The following is a 19,077-nucleotide window of genomic DNA, read 5'->3' on the forward strand; positions in this document are numbered from 1 at the left end:
AGCCTGCGCCATCCGGCCGACAATGTCGGCATGATTCGCTGCGCCTGCTGTCCATGACCTGGCCCTTGCCGGCCCTGCTGGCCTGGGCTGCCGCCTGGGCCGCCTACCTGGCCCTCCGGGATCTCGCCGGGGTGCCGCCCGGCCTGGCCTTCACCCTCGCGGCGGCACTGGGTGGCGTGGCGGCGCTGGCCGGTAGCACTCGCTGGCGCTCGGTGTTCATCGCCGTCGGCTTTCCGCTCTCGGTGCTCGCTTCCGGCGCCGCGTCGGTACCGGCCTGGGCGTGGCTGGTGCCACTGGCCGCGGTGCTGGCGTTGTACCCCGTGCACGCCTGGCGCGACGCGCCGGTGTTTCCGACGCCGCCCGGCGCGCTGCTCGGGCTGCCCACGCAAGTGGCGTTGCCGGCCGGCGCCCGCATCGTCGATGCCGGTTGCGGACTCGGCGACGGCCTGCGCGAACTTCATGCGGCGTACCCGCAGGCCGTGCTCGAGGGCTGGGAGTGGAGCTGGCCGCTGGTGCTGGCATGCCGCCTGCGCTGCCGCCTCACCGGCGTGCCGGCGCAGGTGCGCCGGGCGGACATCTGGCGCGCCGACTGGTCGGGCTGCGACCTCGTCTACCTGTTCCAGCGCCCCGAAAGCATGGCGCGCGCGCAGCAGAAGGCGGCGGCCGAACTTCGCCCGGGCGCGTGGCTCGCAAGCCTCGAATTCCCGGTACCCGACCGCCGCCCGAGCGCCGTGCTGCGCTGCCCGGACGGCCGGCCGGTATGGCTGTACCGCAGCCCGGGCCGCGGTTGACCCCTGCGGGTCGGGACGTGGGTCAGGCCATCGCGTGCAGGCCGACGCGGTTGCCTTCGGTGTCGAGCACGATGGCGAAGAACCCCATGCCGTTCCCGATGTCGGTCTTCGGGATGGCGATCGACCCGCCGGCGCCTTCGACCTTCGCCAGCACGGCGTCCACCGACGGTTCGGCGTTCAGGTACACGACGGTCCCCTCGGCCACCGGTGCCGGCGCTTGCTCGCCGGCCACCAGGCAGCCGCCGATGCCGGACTTCTCGCACGGGAACATCGCCATGTGCGAGCCCTCCATGGACATGCGCTCCAGCGGCGCACCCAGCAACGTTTCGTAGAAGCGCGCAGCGCGGTCCAGGTCGCGGGCGGGAATCTCGAACCAGTTGATCGCGTTCGGTCGAAGGGCTTGGGCCATGGTGGTTCCTTTCAGGTTGAAGAGCCTTCATGGTGGCGGTCCGCTGCTGACAGCGTCGTGTCAGCAGCCTGCCGCCCTTGGGACGAGTGGGAGACTTGATCGGGCTCCGCGGAGATCAGCGCCTCGCCCGGTCCACCGCCGTGCACAGTGCACGCAGGTACCGCCCCGATATCATCCTGGCAGCCCGACCGCGCGCTCGTCGATGCGCGACACCGGTGCGGCGAAACGCTTCGGCCAGCTTCTCGACGGAGCAGGGCAGCATTCTTCCCCTGGCACCACGACCGGCACCTCCACAAAGCTCCGATGCACTTCGACATCACGACCGTTCTCCTGGCGATCTCGGTGCTCTTGTTCTTGCTGGCCTTGATCGCAGCGGCACGCCCGATGTCCTTCCTGCTGTTCGGCAAGCGCGTGAAAGGACGGGTTCGGTCCGAGCATCTGTTCACATCGGGCGGTACGCGAATGCGCTTCTATCGCGTGTCGTTCGGCCTCTCGACGGGCCAGCCAGGGGAGCTCCGCAGTTCCGCTTCAGCGCGGTGGCTTGCCCGCCCCGGCGTCGGCGCAGAGGTCGACGTTCTGTTGCGAGAGCGGGCGGAGGGGCCGAAAGCATGCATCGCCACTTGGCCGGAAATGTGGCTTGGCCCCACGGTGTTGCTCTTCTTCTGCATGACCTCCGCGGCCTTTGCAGCATTCACGATGTCGGGCTGAACGTGACGCGGCCCAACCCCTGCGCCGCCGATTCGCTGCTCGTGTGCACGGCATGGTGCGGACGGGCCGGTCCGGTTGAAGTCGCTTGCAAGCAGCGATGAGGCAGCAGTCTTGCTGCGCGACACGAAACTCGCGCGGGCAACCGATCGAGCATGCTCAGCCCCTCGACGCCAGGGCCGCCGTTCAGCGGTGCCTCGCCATGAACTCGACGGCGGCTTGGTATCAGCCGGACAGCGGCAATGGTCGTTGCAGCGGCATCAGCGCCGCTGCGGCGTGGCGCGCACGCCAATGGGCTGAGGGGGATTCGCCCAGCAGGGCGTGGCACTCGCGGATCAGGTGCGACTGATCTGCAAACCCGGTTGCCGCCGCGGTCTCGGTCCATGAGCCGGTGTGGCCGTAATGCTTCAGCGCATGCTGCAGGCGCGCCACGCGGGCGAACTTTTTCGGACCGACCCCGGTGGCCCGGGTAAAGCGTCGCTCCAGCGCGCTGATGCTGAGCTCGGCTTGCCGCGCCAGGGTCTTCAAGGATGCGAGGCCACCGGCCTGCCAGAGGTTCGTGGCCGTCGCCTGCATCGCCGCATCGAGTTGCGCGGGACGGTGATGCGACAGCAGGAAGGCTTCGACGCACCGGACTCTCTCGTGCGGGGTCGCGAGGTCGTGCAACTGATCCTCCAGGGCTTCGATGCGGGCGTGGCCGAGCACGTCGCGGTAGTCAACCCGCCTGTCCACGATGGAGGTCGCGGAGCACGGCAACAGGCACCGCGCGCCGCACGGTGTCAGGCGCACGATGACCCCGGCCTGGCGACCGGACCCCTCGACGTCGAAGCGGTGGGTCTGGAAACCGGAGATGCCGCTTCGGCGGCCGGTGCTGCTGTGCCGCTTGTGCCTTGCGTCCACCGGGTCACCGAAGAGGAAGCAGGCAATGGACGTCGTGTCGGGATAGACAACCCATTCCAGCGGCTCGCAGGTCGGTGCATCTCCGCGGATGTCATAGGCCAGCAGGTCGATGACGTACGGTGCCAGGGGAGGCGAGGGCGCGAACGTCGAGATCATCGAAGGTCCTTTCACTGGCGCGTGCGGCGCAGACCGCGAGCTTAGGCCCGCCTTCGACGGCGTGGTCCCCCCCAAGAGTCGGGATCGCCCGAGGGAGCGTGCGCCGATTTTGTCCAAGGCGAAACGGTGGCCTGCCACTTAAGGTGGCGTTCGATCTCGCGCACCTCGCGCGTGCCGGGCGCAGTCCTCCACCTGCGTCGGCGTTTGCCCACAAGGAACAGGAAATGAACCGATCGCTCAAGGGACTCTGGGCTTCCGCCCTGCTCTCGCTGGCTGCCTGCGGAGGCGGGGGCGACAGCGTCGATGCCACGGCGACGCCCGCCCCTGGAACCGGAACCGAAGCGCCGCCGCCTGCGGTGGACCCGGGTGCAGGCCCGGGAACCGGCGTCGGCGCGCCCCCGCCCGCAGCAGACCCGGGGTACGACCTCAACGCGGCGCACCGCGCCCAGGTGCTGTCGGGCGACGATTACGTCGAGCTCCGTTTCGAAAGCGGGTCGCCTGACTGCACGGAGGGCGAGCTCTCGCTGCAGACCCGCGCTGCCCAGCAGACTGCGGCCGGCTACCGCGTCGACATCGTGCTGACCTACGGGGTCGGACCTTGTACCTACGGGCACTCCAGGGCCCTTCTCTTCGACCCGGCGTTCCTGTACCGCGGCACCGAGCACGCAAGAGGTCAGTACGCGCTGCGCCTGGATGGCCCCGCAACGCCGCTGCCTGCAAGCGTTCGGGTCGGCGACACGGGAACCTATGCGAAGACCCTGCTCATTCCCACGGGCTCCCAAGCGCCGGTCACCGAGCACCGCACCACCTGGGTCATCGAAGCCGACACGGCGACCTCCGCCATCGTGAACTTCAAGGAAGCAGTGCACCTGCCCGGCGCGGGTCTGCGCGAGTCGTTCCAGTACCGGTACCGGATCGGAAGCTCGGGCCCCCTCGTCTTGCAATCGATCGAGCACCACGATCACACCAAGGGGCACCATACGTTGCACGTGCGGAACTGACGTGCAAGGCCCTGGGCCCGGGCCGGAGCAGGCGCTCTTGTCGCCGCTCACTTCCGGTGCCGACCTACATCTCCTGCCCGGTCTTCGGCGCCGCACACTGCCGCGCGATGCCGAGGCCAGGTCCGGGCCGCACTGAGCCACCATGACATCGACGACTCGCCTCAAACGTCAGCAGCAGCTTCCGCGCCCCGGCGCTGTCGCGAGACTCTGGTTCTGCGTCGGATTCATGGCGGCCCTGTGGCTGGTGGTCTTCCTGTACCTCTACTGGGTGATGTTCGAACCCTTCCAGCTGGCCGGGCACGCCGCGACGCATGTCGTCGCGGTGGCCGTGTTCACCACGGCGATCGGCCTTGGCATGGCGGGGCTGGGCCTGCTCGTCTATCCCTTGCTGCGGGGCGTTCACCGCCGTGGTCTGATCACCTTCGATTGAGGCGGCGGTGCTGTCCCCCGGTCAGGAGCCCGTCAGGCAGCGCCGTTGAGGAAGCCGGTGTCCATGTGGTAGCGACGCGGGTTGTTCTCGTCGAGGTAGACGGTGATGTAGTCGCTTTGCAGGTGTTCGCCCGGGTCCTGCCACAGGTTCCGGCTGCGAAATACGCGGTATTCGGCGGTCACGGGATCCTTCCAGCGGGCGACGATGCGCCAGGGATGCCGACCATTCACCTCGACCATCACATTGCGCTCGATGTCCTGCACGCGCGCCTGGACCGGCAATCCGGTGGCGGCCAGGTGCCGGGCGCGCCGGTCTGACCACACCGGCACGAGGATCATGGACAGTCCCACCAAGAAGAAGGCGCTCCCGATGCCACCCACGATCGAGGCGCCGCCCCAGAGCGAGAAGAAGCTCTCCACCTGCGCGTCACCGGGGGCGGCGGGGCGGTAGAGCACCGAGACGGTCTCCCCTTCGTCATGAGCGGGCGGGTTGCTCGCCACGCGCGAGCGCACTTCGATGTCACGTCCGTCGGCCGACCGGAACGTCACGACAGGGCTGTACAGCGTCGAGCCGCTTGAACCTCGCGAGGGCACGAGTGCGACCACGGTGCCCTCCGTCCGCTGGGCGCCGGCGAGAAATTCGCGGGTGGAGTGCACCATCCACGCGGCGCCGATCAGCATCGCCGCACCGACGAGGAAGAACGCGTATTTGATGACGCTGATGACCTTCATGCCGTGGACCCCTGGTTGCTCTTGTGGAGCCGGATTCTGTCGAGGGGCCTCCGGTGGCGCCTTCACCCTCTCGGGGGTGGTGCCCCCTCGCGGGCGGGTTCGAAGGCGGGCGCCAGGTGGCGGGTGACATTGCCCGCGAAGGGCGTCCATGGACTCACCGGCGCACCGGCGCGCCGCAGGGCGTCGCCTGTCCAGGTATTGCAGGTGGTGAAGAGGTCGTAGGCGCCGCGGGCTTCGAAGAAGGCATCGGTGGGGCCGTAGTGGCCGGCCACCGGGACGGCGCGCCCCGCGGCGTCAGGGGCGAGCGTTTGCCGCACATGCTCAGCCAGCGCGGCCGCCTGCTGCCCATCGAGCGGCAGCTTCCAGGTGCGACGGCCCAGGTCCTGGCGGCGAAGCCAGGTGACGTGCAACAAGGTGCGGCCCCGGCCCGAGAGCGCGCCGATGGCGCGCCCGGGGGTCAGGTCACGCCAACGGGGCGTGTGGAGGTAGAAGTCCCGGTCGCCCCAGCCGATGGCCACGAATTCGGAGTCCGCAGGGAAGGCCGGGAAGCGGTTGGGAGGGAACACCTCGGTCCAGTCGGTTCCGCCCGACTTCAGCGGCAGCACCAGGTCCGTGTGGACGCCGTTGGAGACGACGTAGGCCTCCAGGGTCGTCGCAGCGGGCGGGCTGGTCGGCGTGGGTGGCACCAGCGCGAGCGCCCAGGCCGCCGTGGCGTATGCGGCGCAGAGCGCGACCACCGCTGCGGTCGACAGGGCCAGCAGCCGCGCCATTCCACGCACCACGCCGCCCCTCCGGGTGGACGACGGTGTGTCGATCGAGTGCAACGCTCGCGGCCGCAAGGGCTTCAGCGCGACGTCGGGGCGACGTACACCTGACCGTCGTGCCGGAGGGTATGACGGCGCGAGACCGGCGCGGCCTTGCGATCCACGCATTCGTCGCCCTGTTGCCGGGTGGTTCGGCGGTCCTGCACCGTGTGGGCGACCAGGTCGACGAAGCCACGCGTGCGGCCGGCGCCGGTCTTGAGCACCGTGCGGGTCTCGGTGAATTCGCCGGCGCAGCGCGTATCCCAGGCGCCGCGCAGCGTCCAGGAGGCCAGGTCTTCCAGCACCGGGCGCAGCCTGTCGCCTTGTACTGCATGGAGCGTGAGCAGCTCGCGGGAATCGAGTCGCTCCGGGGAGGGGCCGGCGTGCTGCAGGCGCAGGGCCACGCTCGGCACCTTGGGTGCGAGGGCAGGGGTGCCGGTGTCGATCTCGACGCCGGTGAGGGCCGAGCCATCCGGCTGCTGCGGGCGTTGCCGCGCCTGGCGGTCCAGCACCCGGCCGGCCGCGGTGTCCACCAGGTACAGGTCGGCTTCGTAGCCGGCCATGGGATCGCCCGGGTTGGCCGGCATTGCAACGCCAGCGGACGGGTAGACCAAGGCGACGATGGCCCGGTCGCGTTGACTCGGCAGGGGTTGGCAGCGTGTCCAGTGGTCTTCGATCATCTCCGGCAGGCGGCTGCGGCCGTGGGCTTCGCCAAGGGACTTCCAGGCCGCGTCGGCGCAGTATTCCGCCTGCGCGGCGGCGGGCAGGGTCATGAAGGACAGCACGAGAAGGGGCTGAAGGGCCGTGCGGACTGTCGTCGATAGGCGGGGAAACTTGCGCATGGACGGGCTCGACACCAGGAGGCGAAGGCGCCATTGTGAACGCGCATCCACTTTGGCGGTCCTCGGGAGAACACCCGAGGTGTGTCAAGGCGTGGCCGCGTGGCGCGACGGGGCGCGCGGCTGCGGCTACCATCCGGCTCCATGAACGCACCCCGCCCGCTGAAGTCGACCCGTCTGGAATCGAAGGCCTTCCTGCTCCTGCTCGTCGGCGTGACGCTCGCCTTCGGGTGGGTGCTCTGGCCGTTCTACGGCGCCGTGTTCTGGGGCGTGGTCATGGCCATCCTCTTCTACCCGCTCTATCGCCGGCTCCTGCACGTGCTCAAGCAGCGGCGCAACACGGCGGCCCTGCTGACGCTCGTCGTGATCCTGGTGCTGGTCATCCTGCCCACCGTGCTGGTGGTGGCCACGCTGGTGCGGGAGGCGAACGTGGTCTACCAGCGCATCCAGAGCGGCGAACTCAACATTCCCCTCTACCTCGCCCAGGTGTACGAGGCGCTCCCGCGCTGGGTGACCGAACTCCTCGACCGCGCCGGCCTGGGCAACCTCACCGAGATCCAGGAACGGGTCACTGCCAGCCTGCGGCAGATCAGCCAGTTCGTGGCCACCCAGGCGCTGAGCATCGGCCAGAACACCTTGAACCTGTTCGTCGGCTTCTTCGTGATGCTGTACCTGATGTTCTTCCTGTTGCGCGACGGGGCGGGGCTTGCCCGACGGATCCGGGAAGCCGTGCCGCTCAACGGCGACCACAAGCGGGAACTGTCCGCCAAGTTCGCCACGGTCGTGAAGGCGACCGTGAAGGGCAACGTGCTGGTGGCGCTCGCACAAGGCGCGCTCGGCGGCATCGCCTTCGCGGTGCTGGGCATCCATGCCCCGCTGCTGTGGGCGGTCCTGATGGCGCTGCTGTCCTTGCTGCCGGCGGTGGGTGCGGGGCTGGTGTGGGGGCCCGTCGCGCTGTACTTCCTCGTCACCGGCAGCGTCGCCAAGGGTGCGATCCTGGTGGCCTACGGGGTCCTGGTGATCGGCCTGGTCGACAACCTGCTGCGCCCGGTGCTGGTCGGCAAGGACACGAAGATGCCGGACTACGTGGTGCTCATCTCCACCCTGGGCGGCATGGCCCTGTTCGGGCTGAACGGCTTCGTGATCGGGCCGGTGATCGCGGCCATGTTCATGGCCGTGTGGGACCTGTTCGGCGTGGAACGCACCCAGGCGGTCCAGTGGATGGACGGCGGGCGGTCGGTCACGGCCGAGGTTCCCGCGCCGATTCCCCCGGCCATCAAGCAGGAAGACGGCCCCGCGCCGCCCTCGGCCAGCTGAGCGCGCGCCGGCTGCGGCGGATCAGACCGTCATGTTCATGATCTCGGAATAGGCCGAGACCAGCTTGTTGCGCACTTGCAGGGTGGCCTGGAAACCGATCTGGGCCTTCTGCATGGCCACCATCGTTTCCTCCAGACTCACGGTCGGGCTGCCCATCTGGACCTGGCGCTGCATGTCGCTCGCCTGGTTCTGAGTGTCGCTCACCGAGCGCAGCGCCTGGGAGAGCGCCTGCTGGAAGCCTGGCCCCTGGACGCCGCCTGCCGCGGTGGCCGACCCCGCCTTGCCCGCCAGCGGCATGCCGTCCACGCCCAGCCCCGCCCGGGCGGCTGCCTGGGCGAAATTGAAGGGTTTGAGGGTGACGTCCATCGGGTTCTCCTGAGAGCGGCCGGCGGTGGGGGCTCGGCCGGTCGATGGTGCAACTTTAGGGAAATCGGCCCGGGCAGGTGGTGGGAACTGACGGGACTTTGACGGGCTGTTCCTCCGATCCGCACCCTCAAGTTTCCGAATAATCCGTTTCACCCGGAGGGCCTGTGCCCGCCATTTCCTGAAACGAACACCATGGACAACGCCGTCGCTCTTGCCAACCCGACCCCGCTCGTTCCGGCCTCGCCCGGATTCGGCGAGCGTCTGGCCGCCTTGCCGGTCAAGAGCCGGGTGAGCCTGGGGGTCGGCGTCGCTGCGCTCGTGGCGGTGGTGGCGGCCCTCACGCTCTGGAGCAGCCAGGGTGACTACAAGGTGCTGTACGCCAACCTGTCCGACAAGGACGGTGGCGCCATCATCGCCCAGCTGTCCAGCATGGGTGTCCCGTACAAGCATTCCGAAGGGGGCGGCGCCATCCTCGTGCCGGCCGCCAGCGTCCACGACCTGCGCCTGAAGCTCGCCTCCGCCGGCCTGCCCAAGGGCTCGGTGGTCGGCTTCGAGCTGATGGACGGCGCCAAGTTCGGCCAGACGCAATTCCAGGAGCGTCTGACGTTCCAGCGCGGCCTGGAAGGTGAACTCACCCGCTCCATCACCTCCATGGCCTCGGTGCAGAACGCCCGGGTGCACCTGGCGCTGCCGAACCAGAACGGGTTCTTCCGTGAGCAGCAGAAGCCCAGCGCCTCGGTGATGCTGACGCTCTTCCCCGGCCGCACCCTCGATCGCGCTCAGGTGGCCGGCATCGTGCACCTGGTCTCGAGCAGCGTGCCCGAACTCAATCCCAAGGCCGTGAGCGTGCTCGACCAGACCGGCGCGCTGCTGTCGGCCTCGCCGGACGACTCGGGCGCCGGGCTCGATGCCCAGCAGCTGCAGTACGTCAACCAGATCGAGTCCTCGTTCAACAAGCGAATCCTCGAGATCCTCGACCCGGTGGTCGGGCGCGACAACCTGCGCGCCCAGGTGACGGCCGACGTCGACTTCTCCCGCACCGAGTCCACTTCCGAGGAATTCAAGCCCAACCAGGGCCAGAACGCCGAGGCGGCCGTGCGCAGCATGCAGCGCTCGGAGCAGTCGGGCAGCAACGGCTCCGGCGCCGCCGGCATCCCCGGGGCCACCTCCAACCAGCCGCCCGTGGGCGCCACCGCACCGCTCACCGGCGCCTCGCAGCCGCTGCAGACCGCGCAGGGCGGCGCCAGCAACAGCACCAGCCGCAGCGACGCCGTCACCAACTACGAACTCGACAAGACCGTCCGCGTGACGCGCAACTCGACCGGCACGGTACGCCGCCTGAACGCCGCCGTGGTGGTGAACCACCGCAGCGTGACCGACAGCAAGGGCAAGACCACCAGCGTGCCGCTCACGCCGGAGGAGCTCGAAAAGCTCAACGTGCTGGTGCGCGAGATCATCGGCTTCAACGAGCGTCGCGGCGACTCGGTGAAGGTGATCAACGCCCCCTTCAAGGCCGAGCCGGTCGTCAACGACACCACCCCGCTGTGGCAGAAGCCGGAGGTGCTCGACATCCTGCGCAGTGCCGCCATGCCGGCCGCCCTCGCCATCGTCGCGCTGGCCATCGTCTTCGGCCTGATCCGTCCGGCCCTGCGCAGCGCGCGGGTCGAGAAGGACCCGGTCGGCGGCAACCTCGATGCGGTCGTGGCCGACGACGAGCTGCTCCCGGTCGTGGAGGTCAAGGAACTGCCGCAGATCGCGGCACCGAAGGTCAGCGCCCAGCTCGACGGCGCGCGCAACTTCGCCAAGGACAACCCGGCGGCCGTCGCCAACATCGTGCGTGGCTGGGTCAACGGCGAAGTCGCCTGATCCGCCCCTCCCACTGACCGAACCGGACCCATCGCAAGCTCATGGACACCAAGGGACTCGAAGACTCGGCCATCCTGCTGATGTCGCTCGGCGAGGAAGAAGCGTCCGAGGTGTTCAAGCACCTCTCGCCGAAGGAAGTGCAGGCGCTCGGCGAGACCATGGCGAAGATGCGCAGCATCCCGCGGGATCGCGTGGACAACGTGCTGGAGCGCTTCGCCGTGGTGGCCAACGAGCAGAGCATGCTCGTGACCGACAGCGACGAGTACGTCAAGGCCGTGCTGCGCAAGGCGCTCGGCGACGACAAGGCCAACCTGCTCATCGACCGCATCATGCAGGGCGGCGACATCAGTGGCATCGAGAGCCTGAAGTGGATGGATGCCGGCTCGGTGGCCGAGCTGCTGCGCAACGAGCACCCGCAGATCGTCGCGGCCATCCTCGTGCACCTGGACTTCGACCAGTCCTCCTCCGTCCTCAAGTGCTTCACCGAGCGCCAGCGCAACGAGGTACTGGTGCGCATCGCCACGCTCGACGGCATCCAGCCGGCCGCGCTCAAGGACCTGAACGAGGTGATGAGCAAGGTGCTGGCCGGTGGCGACAAGCTGCGCAAGGCCTCGCTGGGCGGCGTGAAGACGGCCGCCGAGATGATCAACCTGATGGGCGGCAGTATCGAGACCTCGGTGCTCGACTACATCCGCGAGGCCGACAACGAGCTGGCCCAGAAGATCATGGACAACATGTTCACCTTCGACGACCTGGAGAAGGTGGACGACAAGGGCATCCAGCTGCTGCTCAAGGAAGTGCAGTCGGAGTCGCTGATCATCGCCCTCAAGGGCGCCACGCCGGAGATGCGCGAGAAGGTGTTCCGCAACATGTCGAGCCGTGCCGCCGAGACGCTGCGCGAGGACCTGGAAAGCCGCGGGCCGGTGCGGGTCAGCGAGGTCGAGGCCGAGCAGAAGGAAATGCTGAAGGTCGTCCGCCGTCTGGCCGACGAAGGCCAGATCGTGCTGGCCAGCGGAGGCGAAGATGAGTTCCTCTAAAAACGGACCGTCGCGGCCGGCGCCGCCCCCGCCCAACGGCGCAGGCCCCAAGGCCCCCAACAGCTACAGCCGCTTCATCCCGCGCGAGGAACTGTCGTCCTTCGCCGCCTGGAACCCCGAGGCCCTGAACGGTGCCGAGACGGCCGACAAGGGCGTGCAACGCCCGGCGCCCCCCGAGCCGCCACAGCCCTCGCATGCCGAGGAACTGGCCGAGGCGACGCGCGTCGCGCGCAATGCCGGCTACCAGGATGGCTACCGCGACGGACTGGTCGCGCTGGAAGGCTTCAAGCAGAGCTACGCGACGCAGGTCACGGCGCAGATCGCTGCAGTGACGCAGTCGTACATGGCCCAGCTGGAGGGGCTGCAGCAGCAGATGGCGCGTGCACTCGCCGTGTCGGCCACGCACCTTGCGCGCCAGATGGTCCGCAGCGAGATCGAACAGCGTCCGGAGCTGGTCGTGACGGTCGCCCAGGAAGCCGTCGACACCTTGCTCCTGAGCGCCCGCCACATCACGCTGCGTGTGAACCCCGAAGACGCAGCCCTCGTGGCCCAGGGCACCGCCGAGGTGCTGGCAGCGCGCGGCGCGCGCATCGTCAGCGATGCGGCCGTGTCCCGCGGCGGCTGCCTGGTCGAGTCCGACATCGGCGTCATCGACGCCAGCGTCGAGAGCCGCTGGCGCCGCGCCGCCGCCTCCATCGGCTGCGACGAAGCCTGGATCGAGGCCCCCGCCCCCGAAGGCACCGAGGACACCACCGCATGAACAACGTCCCCTCCGAGACCGGCGCGGTCGAGACCGCCGACAAGTGGCAGCGCTACCTGTCGGACCTGATGACGTTCTCGGCCGAACCCGTGGCCCTCGAGACCCAAGGCACGCTGGTGCGCGTGGCCGGCCTCGTGCTGGAAGCTGCCGGCATCCGGGTGCCGGTCGGCTCGGTGTGCCAGATTTTCATGGACGACGCCCGTCAGGAGGGCCAGCCGCCGGTGCTGGCCGAGGTGGTCGGCTTCTCGGGCGATCGCGCCTACCTGATGCCCACCGGGGAGACCCATGGCCTGGCCAGTGGCGCCCGCGTGGTGCCGCGTCCGTCGCCCATCGTGCCGCTCAAGCTGGGTGCGCCCCACCACCCCTGGCGGCGCGGTGAGGACCGCACCCTGCACCTGCCGGTCGGCGACGGCCTGCTGGGCCGGGTGATCGACTCCCACGGCCATCCGATCGACCGCCGCGGCCCGCTGCAGAACGTGCACAACGAGCCGCTGATCCGTCGCCCCATCAACGCGATGGACCGCGACCCGATCCGCAAGCCGCTGGACACCGGTGTGCGTGCCATCAACGCCATGCTCACCGTCGGGCGCGGCCAGCGCATCGGCCTCTTCGCCGGCACCGGCGTCGGCAAGTCGGTGCTGCTCGGCATGATGGCCCGGTACACCGCGGCCGACGTGATCGTGGTCGGGCTGATCGGCGAACGCGGCCGCGAAGTGAAGGAATTCATCGAGGACATCCTGGGCGAGGAAGGCATTGCCCGCTCGGTGGTGGTCGCCGCCCCGGCCGACGCGCCGCCGCTGACCCGCATGCAGGGCGCCAACTACGCGACCGCCATTGCCGAGCACTTCCGCGACCGCGGCCAGCACGTGCTGCTGCTGATGGACTCGCTCACCCGCTATGCGATGGCACAGCGCGAGATCGCGCTGGCGATCGGCGAGCCGCCCGCGACCAAGGGCTATCCGCCCAGCTGCTTCGCCAAGCTGCCGCAGCTGGTGGAGCGCAGCGGCAACGGCATCCACGGGGTTGGCTCCATCACCGCGTTCTACACGGTGCTCTCCGAGGGCGACGACCAGCAGGACCCGATCGCCGACGCCGCCCGAGGCATCCTCGACGGCCACATCGTGCTGTCGCGTGAACTCGCCGAGGCCGGGCACTACCCGGCCATCGATGTGGAGCGGTCGATCTCCCGCGTGATGACCAATGTGAGCCCGCAGGAGCACATCGATGCGGCCCGCCGCTTCCGCCAGCTCCATGCGCGCCACAACAAGGCCCGTGACCTGATCCAGCTGGGCGCGTACTCGCCCGGGGCCGACCCCGAGCTGGATCATGCCGTGCGCCTGCACCCGAAGATGATCGAGCTGCTGCAGCAGGGCATGCACCAGCCCGCCAGCCTGCCCGCAAGCGTGCGCGAGCTGCGCTCGCTTGTCTCGCCGTGACACCCACGCCTGCCGCCGCGCCGTCGCCGACCCAACTTGCCTGACCGGAACGAACCATGAGCCATGCCGATCCCTCCCTGTCTCCCCTGATGGCACTGCTGGGCCAGGCCGAACGTGAACGCGACGAGGCCGTGGCCCAGGCGCAGCGCGCCGAAGCGCAGCTGGCCGCGGCACAGGGTCAGGGCGAGCAGTTGCTGGCCTACCGTCACGACTACGAGGCGCGCTTTCGCGAACGCTTCAGCCGCCAGGGCGCGATCGACACCTTCCAGACCTACCAGGGCTTCATGGGCCGGCTGAGCCTGGCGGTCAACCAGCAGCAGGGGGCGGTCGCCAATGCGGCGCGCCGCGCCGAGGCCGCCCGTCAGGTGGTGCGGGAACATGAACTGCGCGTGGCCTCCGTGCGCAAGCTGATCGAGCGCCGTCTTGCCGAGCTGCGCATCGCCGCGGACCGGCGCGACCAGAAGCAGACCGATGAATTCGCGAGCCGCGCCGCCTGGAACCGGCTGGCCGCGCAGCAGGCCGCCCCGTCGGTCTGACGTCTCCAACCCGTCACCAGATCACGCGATGACCGCCGCAGTTTCCAACCTCCTTACCGGCCCCGTTCTTCCCGGGCCGTTGCAGGCCTCGCCCTCCGGACCTGCCCGCAGCGGCCACTTTGCCCGCATGCTGGACGCGCATCGCCAGTCGCAGCAGGCGCCGGCCGAGACCGCTTCGCCGCCCGAGACGCCCGACGCGGCCGCCGATGCGCCCGAACGCACGGCCCAGTCCCAGCGGGCGGCCGACGAGGCCCGCGCCCGGCAGCTGCGCGCGGCCCGCCAGGCCCGGCCCGCCGAAGCCGGCGGCGAGCGTCCGCGCACCGATGCCGTCAGCGACCGCACCGAGGCGGCCACCGAATCGGTTCGCCCGGGCGCCGTGGCGGACGAGGCGGAGACCGAACCCAGCGCCGCGGGAATGGACTGGCTTGCGGCACTGAACCTTCCGACGACACCCGTCCCCGCCGCGGCTGCTTCCGGCCGCTCGGCTGTCGACGCGGCAAGCGAACCGTCCGATCCCGCGACCGAGGCCTCCGGCCGTACCGCTGTACGTCGGGGCCCACAGCGGGGGCTCGAGCCGGCCGAAACCGCCGAGCGCCAGCGCCAGGCACCCCAGGCAACCTCGGGCCATGCCCGGGCCGGCGACGAACCGGCCCCGGCCGAGCTGGCACGCCAGGCGGCCGAGCAACCGGCCGCCGCCCAGGGCGCGCTCGAGCAGGTGGTGGCCGCACTCACGCCGCAACGGCCGACACCTGCCGAAGCGCCCCGGGTCGACCTGGCCAGTGCCGCACAAGCGCTGTCGTCCACACCCGCGCCGGCCGAGCGTCCGGCCGACGCACCGGCGCCGGCTGTCGTCCACCTGCCCACGCCGGCCGACGCGCCCGAGTTCAAGCAAGCGCTGGGCGCCCAGCTGAGCGTGCTGGCACGGGACGGCATCCAGCAGGCCGAGCTGCACCTGAACCCCGCCGACATGGGGCCCATCTCGGTGCAGATCGCGCTGGACGGCGACCAGGCCAAGGTGGACTTCGGTGCCGATTCGGCCGCCACCCGGCAACTGATCGAGAGCGGCCTGCCCGAGCTGGCGGCAGCCTTGCGCGAAGCGGGCTTCACTCTCTCGGGCGGCGGCGTCCACAGCCAGGCCCAGCAATCGCCCCGCGGGCGCGAGGATTCGGCCGGCCCCGACGGGCGCCGCAGCACCGCCAGCGCGGACGCCGCGGAGTCCGGCGACTTGCGACCGGCCCCGGCCCGGATGGTCCGGGCGGGCGGCATCGACCTCTACGCCTGAACGGGCCGCGGCTGTCGCCAGGCGGCCAACCGTGGCGACACCGATGGTCCGCGAACGCCGGATGACGGGCTTTCACCCCGCTTTTCCGGCCATCGCCACAGGCCCCCGCTTTCGATAATTTCCCTCATGCGCACCCATCGGGCGTGCGCCTGAAGGAGATTTCATGTCGAGCGCGAGCGCCACTGCCGTGGCCCCGAAAAAGGGCAACAAGAAGCTGATCGTCATCATCGGCGCCGTGCTGGCGCTGGTCCTGGTGGGAGGTGGCGCGGCCGCTTACATGATGAAGCAGCGCGCCGCCGCCGCCGCAGCCGCAGCCGCCCTGGACGAGGAAGAGGAAGCCGACGGCGAGGCGGCGCCTGCCCCCAGCGCCCGCAAGCACGACCCCAAGACCGCCCCGACCTTCGTCCCGCTCGAACCCTTCGTCGTGAACCTCGCCGACAAGGAGTCGGACCGTTTCGCCCAGGTCGGCATCACGCTGGAAGTCGACGACCCGACGTTCGCCGACGAACTCAAAGCCTACATGCCGGCCATCCGCAACGGCATCCTCATGGTGCTGGCGCACAAGACCTCGGCCGAGCTGCTGTCGCAGGAGGGAAAGATCGCCCTGCAGAAGGAGATCCTGCGCGAGGCGGTGTTGCCGCTGGGCATCGAGGTGGAGACCGAAGTCGAGGACGAAGCCCCGGCCTCGTCGCGCCGCAAGAAGAAGCGCAAGGCCGTGCACAACCCGGTGACGCACGTGCACTTCTCGAACTTCATCGTCCAGTGATTCGGCGCGTGCAACGTTCCGAGCAGGCCACCCCATGAACCAGCAGATCCTCTCGCAAGACGAAGTCGATGCGCTGTTGCAGGGCATCACCGGCGAAAGCCAGAAGCTCGAGCAGGAAGAGGTCGAGTCCGGTGGCATCCGCAACTACGACATCGCCAGCCAGGAGCGCATCGTCCGCGGCCGCATGCCGACGATGGAGATCATCAACGAGCGGTTCGCGCGCAACATCCGCATCGGGCTGTTCAACTTCATCCGCAAGAGCCCGGAGATCTCCATCGGCGGCATCAAGGTGCAGAAGTACAGCGCCTTCCTGCGCGAGATCGTCGTGCCGACGAACTTCAACATCGTCTCGGTGCGCCCGCTGCGCGGCAGCGGCCTCATCGTGTGCGACCCGACGCTCGTGTTCGCCGTGATCGACGCCCTGTTCGGCGGCGCCGGCAAGTTCCACACGCGCATCGAGGGCCGTGACTTCTCGCCCACCGAGCAGCGCATCATCACGCGCCTCGTGGAGGTCGTGACCGAGGAATACAAGAAGGCCTGGGCCGGCATCTACCCGCTGGAGCTCGACTACCAGCGCTCGGAGATGCAGCCGCAGTTCGCGAACATCGCGACGCCGAGCGAGATCGTCGTCGCCACGAGCTTCACGCTCGAGATCGGCGACACCACCGGCACCATCCACTTCTGCATTCCCTACTCGACGCTGGAGCCGATCCGGGACGTGCTGTATTCGACGATCCAGGGCGACAGCAACGAGCCGGACCGCCGTTGGGTGAACCTGATGAAGCAGCAGATCCAGGCGGCCACCGTCGAGGTGGTGGCCGAGCTGGCCCACGCGCCGGCCACGGTCGAGCAGCTCCTTGCGTTCAAGCCCGGGGATTTCATCGAGCTCGACCTGAGCGCCGGCATCCAGGCCAAGGTGGTGGGCGTGCCGATTTTCGATTGCCACTATGGAACCTCCAACGGCAAGTACGCCTTGAAGGTCGATCGCATGTTGTCCAGCTCGGGTATGGGCTGGCTCGGAGAACAGAATGACTGACAGCACCAATTCGCCTGAAGACGACATGGCCGCCGAATGGGCTGCGGCCCTCGCCGAAGCCAAGCCGGAGGTCGCCTCCGAGGTGCAGAGCGCCGCGGCCCAGGCCACGCCCGCCGCCTTCACCGATTTCGCCGCCGGCGCCGGTGCGGGCGCGACGAACGACATCAACATGATCCTCGACATCCCGGTGCAGCTCACCGTGGAGTTGGGCCGGACGCGGATCCCGATCAAGCACATCCTGCAGCTGGCGCAGGGCTCGGTCGTGGAACTCGACGCGCTGGCCGGCGAGCCGATGGACGTGCTGGTCAACGGCTACCTCATCGCCCAGGGCGAGGTGGTGGTGGTGAACGACAAGTTCGGCATCCGCCTCACCGACATCGTCACGCCCAGCGAGCGCATGCGCCGCCTGAGCCGCTCGGCCTGAGGACGCGCCATGCCGTCATCCGGATTCTCTTCACTGCTTGGCTTCATCGCGGTCATCGCGATGATCCCGATCGCCCTGTGGCTTCTCAAGCGCACGCCGATCGGCGGCGGCGCGGCCAACGGCACGATGCGCGCCGTCGCAGCGCTGCCCTTGTCGCAGAACCAGCGCCTCGTCACGGTGGAAGTGGGGCAGGGCGACCAGCGCAAATGGCTGGTGCTGGGCGTCACCCCGCAACAGATCACCACGCTCTACACGATGGAACCGGGCGCCGAGGCGCTGCCTCCGACCGGCCCGGCCATCCCCCCGTTCGCACAGATGCTGTCGCGCCTGCGCGGCGAACAAGGAACCCCGAAGTGACTGCTGTTTCGTCACCCGCCACGCTGACCGTGGCTTCGCGCCCGGCCGCTCCGGCGGCCTTTTTCTCGGCCCTGCGCCGCCATCGCGCCGCGCTCCTGGCCTTGACGGTGTTATCGGCCGTTCCCGTGGCCGCTTTAGCCCAGGCCACCGCGCCCGGGCCCGGCCTGCCGCTCGTGATCGGGCAGGGCGCCGGCGGCACCAGCTACTCGGTGCCCATCCAGACGCTGCTGTTCTTCACGGCGCTGAGCTTCCTGCCGGCCGTGCTGCTGCTGATGACGGGTTTCACCCGCATCGTCATCGTGCTCGGCCTGCTGCGCCAGGCCATGGGCACGCAGTCGGCGCCGCCCAACCAGGTGATCATCGGCCTGAGCCTCTTCCTCACGTTCTTCGTGATGAGCCCGACCATCGACAAGGTCTACACCGAGGCCTACCAGCCCTACGCCGAGAACCGCATCCAGTTCGATGAAGCGCTCAAGCGCGGCGAGGTGCCGATGCGCGCCTTCATGTTGAAGCAGACCCGCCAGGCCGACCTGATGCTGTTCGCTCGTCTGGCCAAGGTCGACCCGGCGGTGAAGGCCGAGAACGTGCCCTTCAAGGTGCTGGTGCCGGCCTTCGTCACCAGCGAGCTCAAGAGCGCGTTCCAGATCGGCTTCCTGATCTTCATCCCGTTCCTCGTCATCGACATGATCGTGGCGAGCGTGCTCATGAGCCTGGGCATGATGATGCTGAGCCCGGTGCTCGTGGCGCTGCCCTTCAAGCTGATGCTCTTCGTGCTGGCCGACGGCTGGAACCTGCTGCTGGGTTCGCTCGCCGCCAGCTTCGCCACCTGACCGGAACGCCCGCCATGGACGCCCAACAAGTCTTCACCTTCGGCCAGCAGGGCCTGTACCTCCTGCTCATGGTGGCCGCACCCGTGCTGCTCGTCGTGCTCGGCGTCGGCCTGCTGGTGAGCATCTTCCAGGCTGCAACGCAGATCCACGAGGCCACCCTGTCGTTCGTGCCGAAGATGATCGCCGCCGTGGCGGTGCTCGGCTTCGCCGGCCCCTGGATGCTGACGACGTTGGTGGAGTACCTGCAGCGCATGCTGCAGGCCATCCCGACCGCCGTCGGCTGACCCCCGGGCGCTGGT

The 19,077-nt window shown here is 69.2% G+C and carries 23 protein-coding genes; 17 read left to right on the forward strand and 6 right to left on the reverse strand.

The features are described 5' to 3' along the window. The first annotated feature begins 53 nt into the window (after positions 1 to 53). A complete protein-coding gene (locus ACSQ2F_RS02815) occupies positions 54 to 791 on the forward strand; it encodes a class I SAM-dependent methyltransferase (RefSeq protein ID WP_436019551.1) in 738 nt (245 codons plus the stop codon). A 22-nt stretch (positions 792 to 813) separates the two neighbouring features. On the opposite strand, the gene ACSQ2F_RS02820 is transcribed toward ACSQ2F_RS02815, so the two are convergent. After that, positions 814 to 1,200: a VOC family protein gene (locus ACSQ2F_RS02820; protein ID WP_436019553.1), complete on the reverse strand. Its 387-nt coding sequence runs from the start codon at positions 1,198 to 1,200 to the stop codon at positions 814 to 816. Positions 1,201 to 1,503: 303 nt separating this feature from the next. Here ACSQ2F_RS02820 and ACSQ2F_RS02825 point away from each other — a divergent pair, with 303 nt between their 5' ends. Beyond that, the gene (locus ACSQ2F_RS02825; RefSeq protein WP_436019555.1) at positions 1,504 to 1,908 is read left to right on the forward strand and encodes a hypothetical protein; all 405 of its coding nucleotides are present in this window, start codon (positions 1,504 to 1,506) and stop codon (positions 1,906 to 1,908) included. A 222-nt stretch (positions 1,909 to 2,130) separates the two neighbouring features. Here the strand turns inward: ACSQ2F_RS02825 and ACSQ2F_RS02830 are convergent, their stop codons facing one another. Continuing rightward, positions 2,131 to 3,078 (reverse strand): helix-turn-helix domain-containing protein, encoded by a 948-nt coding sequence (locus ACSQ2F_RS02830; RefSeq protein ID WP_436019557.1) that lies wholly within the window; start codon positions 3,076 to 3,078, stop codon positions 2,131 to 2,133. Positions 3,079 to 3,185: 107 nt separating this feature from the next. Between ACSQ2F_RS02830 and ACSQ2F_RS02835 the strand changes: the two genes are divergently transcribed. Both ACSQ2F_RS02835 and ACSQ2F_RS02840 read left to right on the forward strand, forming a co-directional pair. Next, positions 3,186 to 3,962, forward strand: a complete 777-nt coding sequence (locus tag ACSQ2F_RS02835) for a hypothetical protein (RefSeq protein ID WP_436019559.1) — start codon at positions 3,186 to 3,188, stop codon at positions 3,960 to 3,962. A gap of 142 nt (positions 3,963 to 4,104) precedes the next feature. Continuing rightward, on the forward strand, positions 4,105 to 4,392 hold the full coding sequence (locus ACSQ2F_RS02840; RefSeq protein ID WP_436019561.1) for a hypothetical protein: 288 nt from the start codon (positions 4,105 to 4,107) through the stop codon (positions 4,390 to 4,392). A gap of 32 nt (positions 4,393 to 4,424) precedes the next feature. On the opposite strand, the gene ACSQ2F_RS02845 is transcribed toward ACSQ2F_RS02840, so the two are convergent. The 3 genes from ACSQ2F_RS02845 to ACSQ2F_RS02855 form a co-directional block, all read right to left on the reverse strand. Beyond that, on the reverse strand, positions 4,425 to 5,123 hold the full coding sequence (locus tag ACSQ2F_RS02845) for a DUF3592 domain-containing protein (protein WP_436019563.1): 699 nt from the start codon (positions 5,121 to 5,123) through the stop codon (positions 4,425 to 4,427). A gap of 62 nt (positions 5,124 to 5,185) precedes the next feature. Then, the gene (locus tag ACSQ2F_RS02850; RefSeq protein ID WP_436019565.1) at positions 5,186 to 5,905 is read right to left on the reverse strand and encodes a TIGR02117 family protein; all 720 of its coding nucleotides are present in this window, start codon (positions 5,903 to 5,905) and stop codon (positions 5,186 to 5,188) included. A gap of 62 nt (positions 5,906 to 5,967) precedes the next feature. Next, on the reverse strand, positions 5,968 to 6,768 hold the full coding sequence (locus ACSQ2F_RS02855; RefSeq protein ID WP_436019567.1) for a hypothetical protein: 801 nt from the start codon (positions 6,766 to 6,768) through the stop codon (positions 5,968 to 5,970). A 141-nt stretch (positions 6,769 to 6,909) separates the two neighbouring features. Between ACSQ2F_RS02855 and ACSQ2F_RS02860 the strand changes: the two genes are divergently transcribed. Continuing rightward, positions 6,910 to 8,082: an AI-2E family transporter gene (locus ACSQ2F_RS02860; RefSeq protein ID WP_436019569.1), complete on the forward strand. Its 1,173-nt coding sequence runs from the start codon at positions 6,910 to 6,912 to the stop codon at positions 8,080 to 8,082. Between the two features lie 21 nt (positions 8,083 to 8,103). On the opposite strand, the gene fliE is transcribed toward ACSQ2F_RS02860, so the two are convergent. Next, complete coding sequence (fliE, locus tag ACSQ2F_RS02865) at positions 8,104 to 8,448, reverse strand: flagellar hook-basal body complex protein FliE (RefSeq protein WP_436019571.1); 345 nt, start codon at positions 8,446 to 8,448, stop codon at positions 8,104 to 8,106. 192 nt (positions 8,449 to 8,640) lie between these two features. Between fliE and fliF the strand changes: the two genes are divergently transcribed. The 12 genes from fliF to fliQ all read left to right on the forward strand — a co-directional run bounded on the left by fliF (position 8,641) and on the right by fliQ (position 19,062). Next, complete coding sequence (gene fliF / locus ACSQ2F_RS02870; protein ID WP_436019573.1) at positions 8,641 to 10,314, forward strand: flagellar basal-body MS-ring/collar protein FliF; 1,674 nt, start codon at positions 8,641 to 8,643, stop codon at positions 10,312 to 10,314. A gap of 41 nt (positions 10,315 to 10,355) precedes the next feature. Continuing rightward, positions 10,356 to 11,351 (forward strand): flagellar motor switch protein FliG, encoded by a 996-nt coding sequence (fliG, locus tag ACSQ2F_RS02875; protein ID WP_436019575.1) that lies wholly within the window; start codon positions 10,356 to 10,358, stop codon positions 11,349 to 11,351. Beyond that, positions 11,338 to 12,111, forward strand: a complete 774-nt coding sequence (locus ACSQ2F_RS02880; protein WP_436019577.1) for a FliH/SctL family protein — start codon at positions 11,338 to 11,340, stop codon at positions 12,109 to 12,111. The genes fliG and ACSQ2F_RS02880 overlap by 14 nt, the downstream gene beginning before the upstream one ends. After that, positions 12,108 to 13,547: a flagellar protein export ATPase FliI gene (gene fliI / locus ACSQ2F_RS02885; RefSeq protein ID WP_436019579.1), complete on the forward strand. Its 1,440-nt coding sequence runs from the start codon at positions 12,108 to 12,110 to the stop codon at positions 13,545 to 13,547. The genes ACSQ2F_RS02880 and fliI overlap by 4 nt, the downstream gene beginning before the upstream one ends. Before the next feature lie 56 nt (positions 13,548 to 13,603). Beyond that, entirely contained in the window at positions 13,604 to 14,083 is a 480-nt protein-coding gene (fliJ, locus tag ACSQ2F_RS02890; protein ID WP_436019581.1) for a flagellar export protein FliJ, read from the forward strand. Positions 14,084 to 14,111: 28 nt separating this feature from the next. Further along, positions 14,112 to 15,365: a flagellar hook-length control protein FliK gene (locus ACSQ2F_RS02895; protein ID WP_436019583.1), complete on the forward strand. Its 1,254-nt coding sequence runs from the start codon at positions 14,112 to 14,114 to the stop codon at positions 15,363 to 15,365. A 163-nt stretch (positions 15,366 to 15,528) separates the two neighbouring features. Next, positions 15,529 to 16,131 carry a flagellar basal body-associated FliL family protein gene (locus tag ACSQ2F_RS02900; RefSeq protein WP_436019585.1) on the forward strand — a complete coding sequence of 201 codons (603 nt, stop codon included), beginning with the start codon at positions 15,529 to 15,531 and terminating at the stop codon, positions 16,129 to 16,131. A 34-nt stretch (positions 16,132 to 16,165) separates the two neighbouring features. Continuing rightward, a complete protein-coding gene (gene fliM, locus ACSQ2F_RS02905; RefSeq protein ID WP_436019587.1) occupies positions 16,166 to 17,167 on the forward strand; it encodes a flagellar motor switch protein FliM in 1,002 nt (333 codons plus the stop codon). Continuing rightward, positions 17,160 to 17,591 (forward strand): flagellar motor switch protein FliN, encoded by a 432-nt coding sequence (gene fliN / locus ACSQ2F_RS02910; RefSeq protein WP_436019589.1) that lies wholly within the window; start codon positions 17,160 to 17,162, stop codon positions 17,589 to 17,591. The genes fliM and fliN overlap by 8 nt, the downstream gene beginning before the upstream one ends. A gap of 9 nt (positions 17,592 to 17,600) precedes the next feature. Further along, positions 17,601 to 17,948, forward strand: a complete 348-nt coding sequence (locus tag ACSQ2F_RS02915) for a FliO/MopB family protein (RefSeq protein WP_436019591.1) — start codon at positions 17,601 to 17,603, stop codon at positions 17,946 to 17,948. 71 nt (positions 17,949 to 18,019) lie between these two features. Further along, the gene (gene fliP / locus ACSQ2F_RS02920) at positions 18,020 to 18,778 is read left to right on the forward strand and encodes a flagellar type III secretion system pore protein FliP (RefSeq protein ID WP_436026715.1); all 759 of its coding nucleotides are present in this window, start codon (positions 18,020 to 18,022) and stop codon (positions 18,776 to 18,778) included. 14 nt (positions 18,779 to 18,792) lie between these two features. Then, on the forward strand, positions 18,793 to 19,062 hold the full coding sequence (gene fliQ, locus ACSQ2F_RS02925) for a flagellar biosynthesis protein FliQ (RefSeq protein ID WP_436019593.1): 270 nt from the start codon (positions 18,793 to 18,795) through the stop codon (positions 19,060 to 19,062). Positions 19,063 to 19,077: the final 15 nt, after the last annotated feature.

This window comes from Rhizobacter sp. LjRoot28, from assembly GCF_964253025.1.
Taxonomy (GTDB): Bacteria; Pseudomonadota; Gammaproteobacteria; order Burkholderiales; family Burkholderiaceae_C; genus Rhizobacter.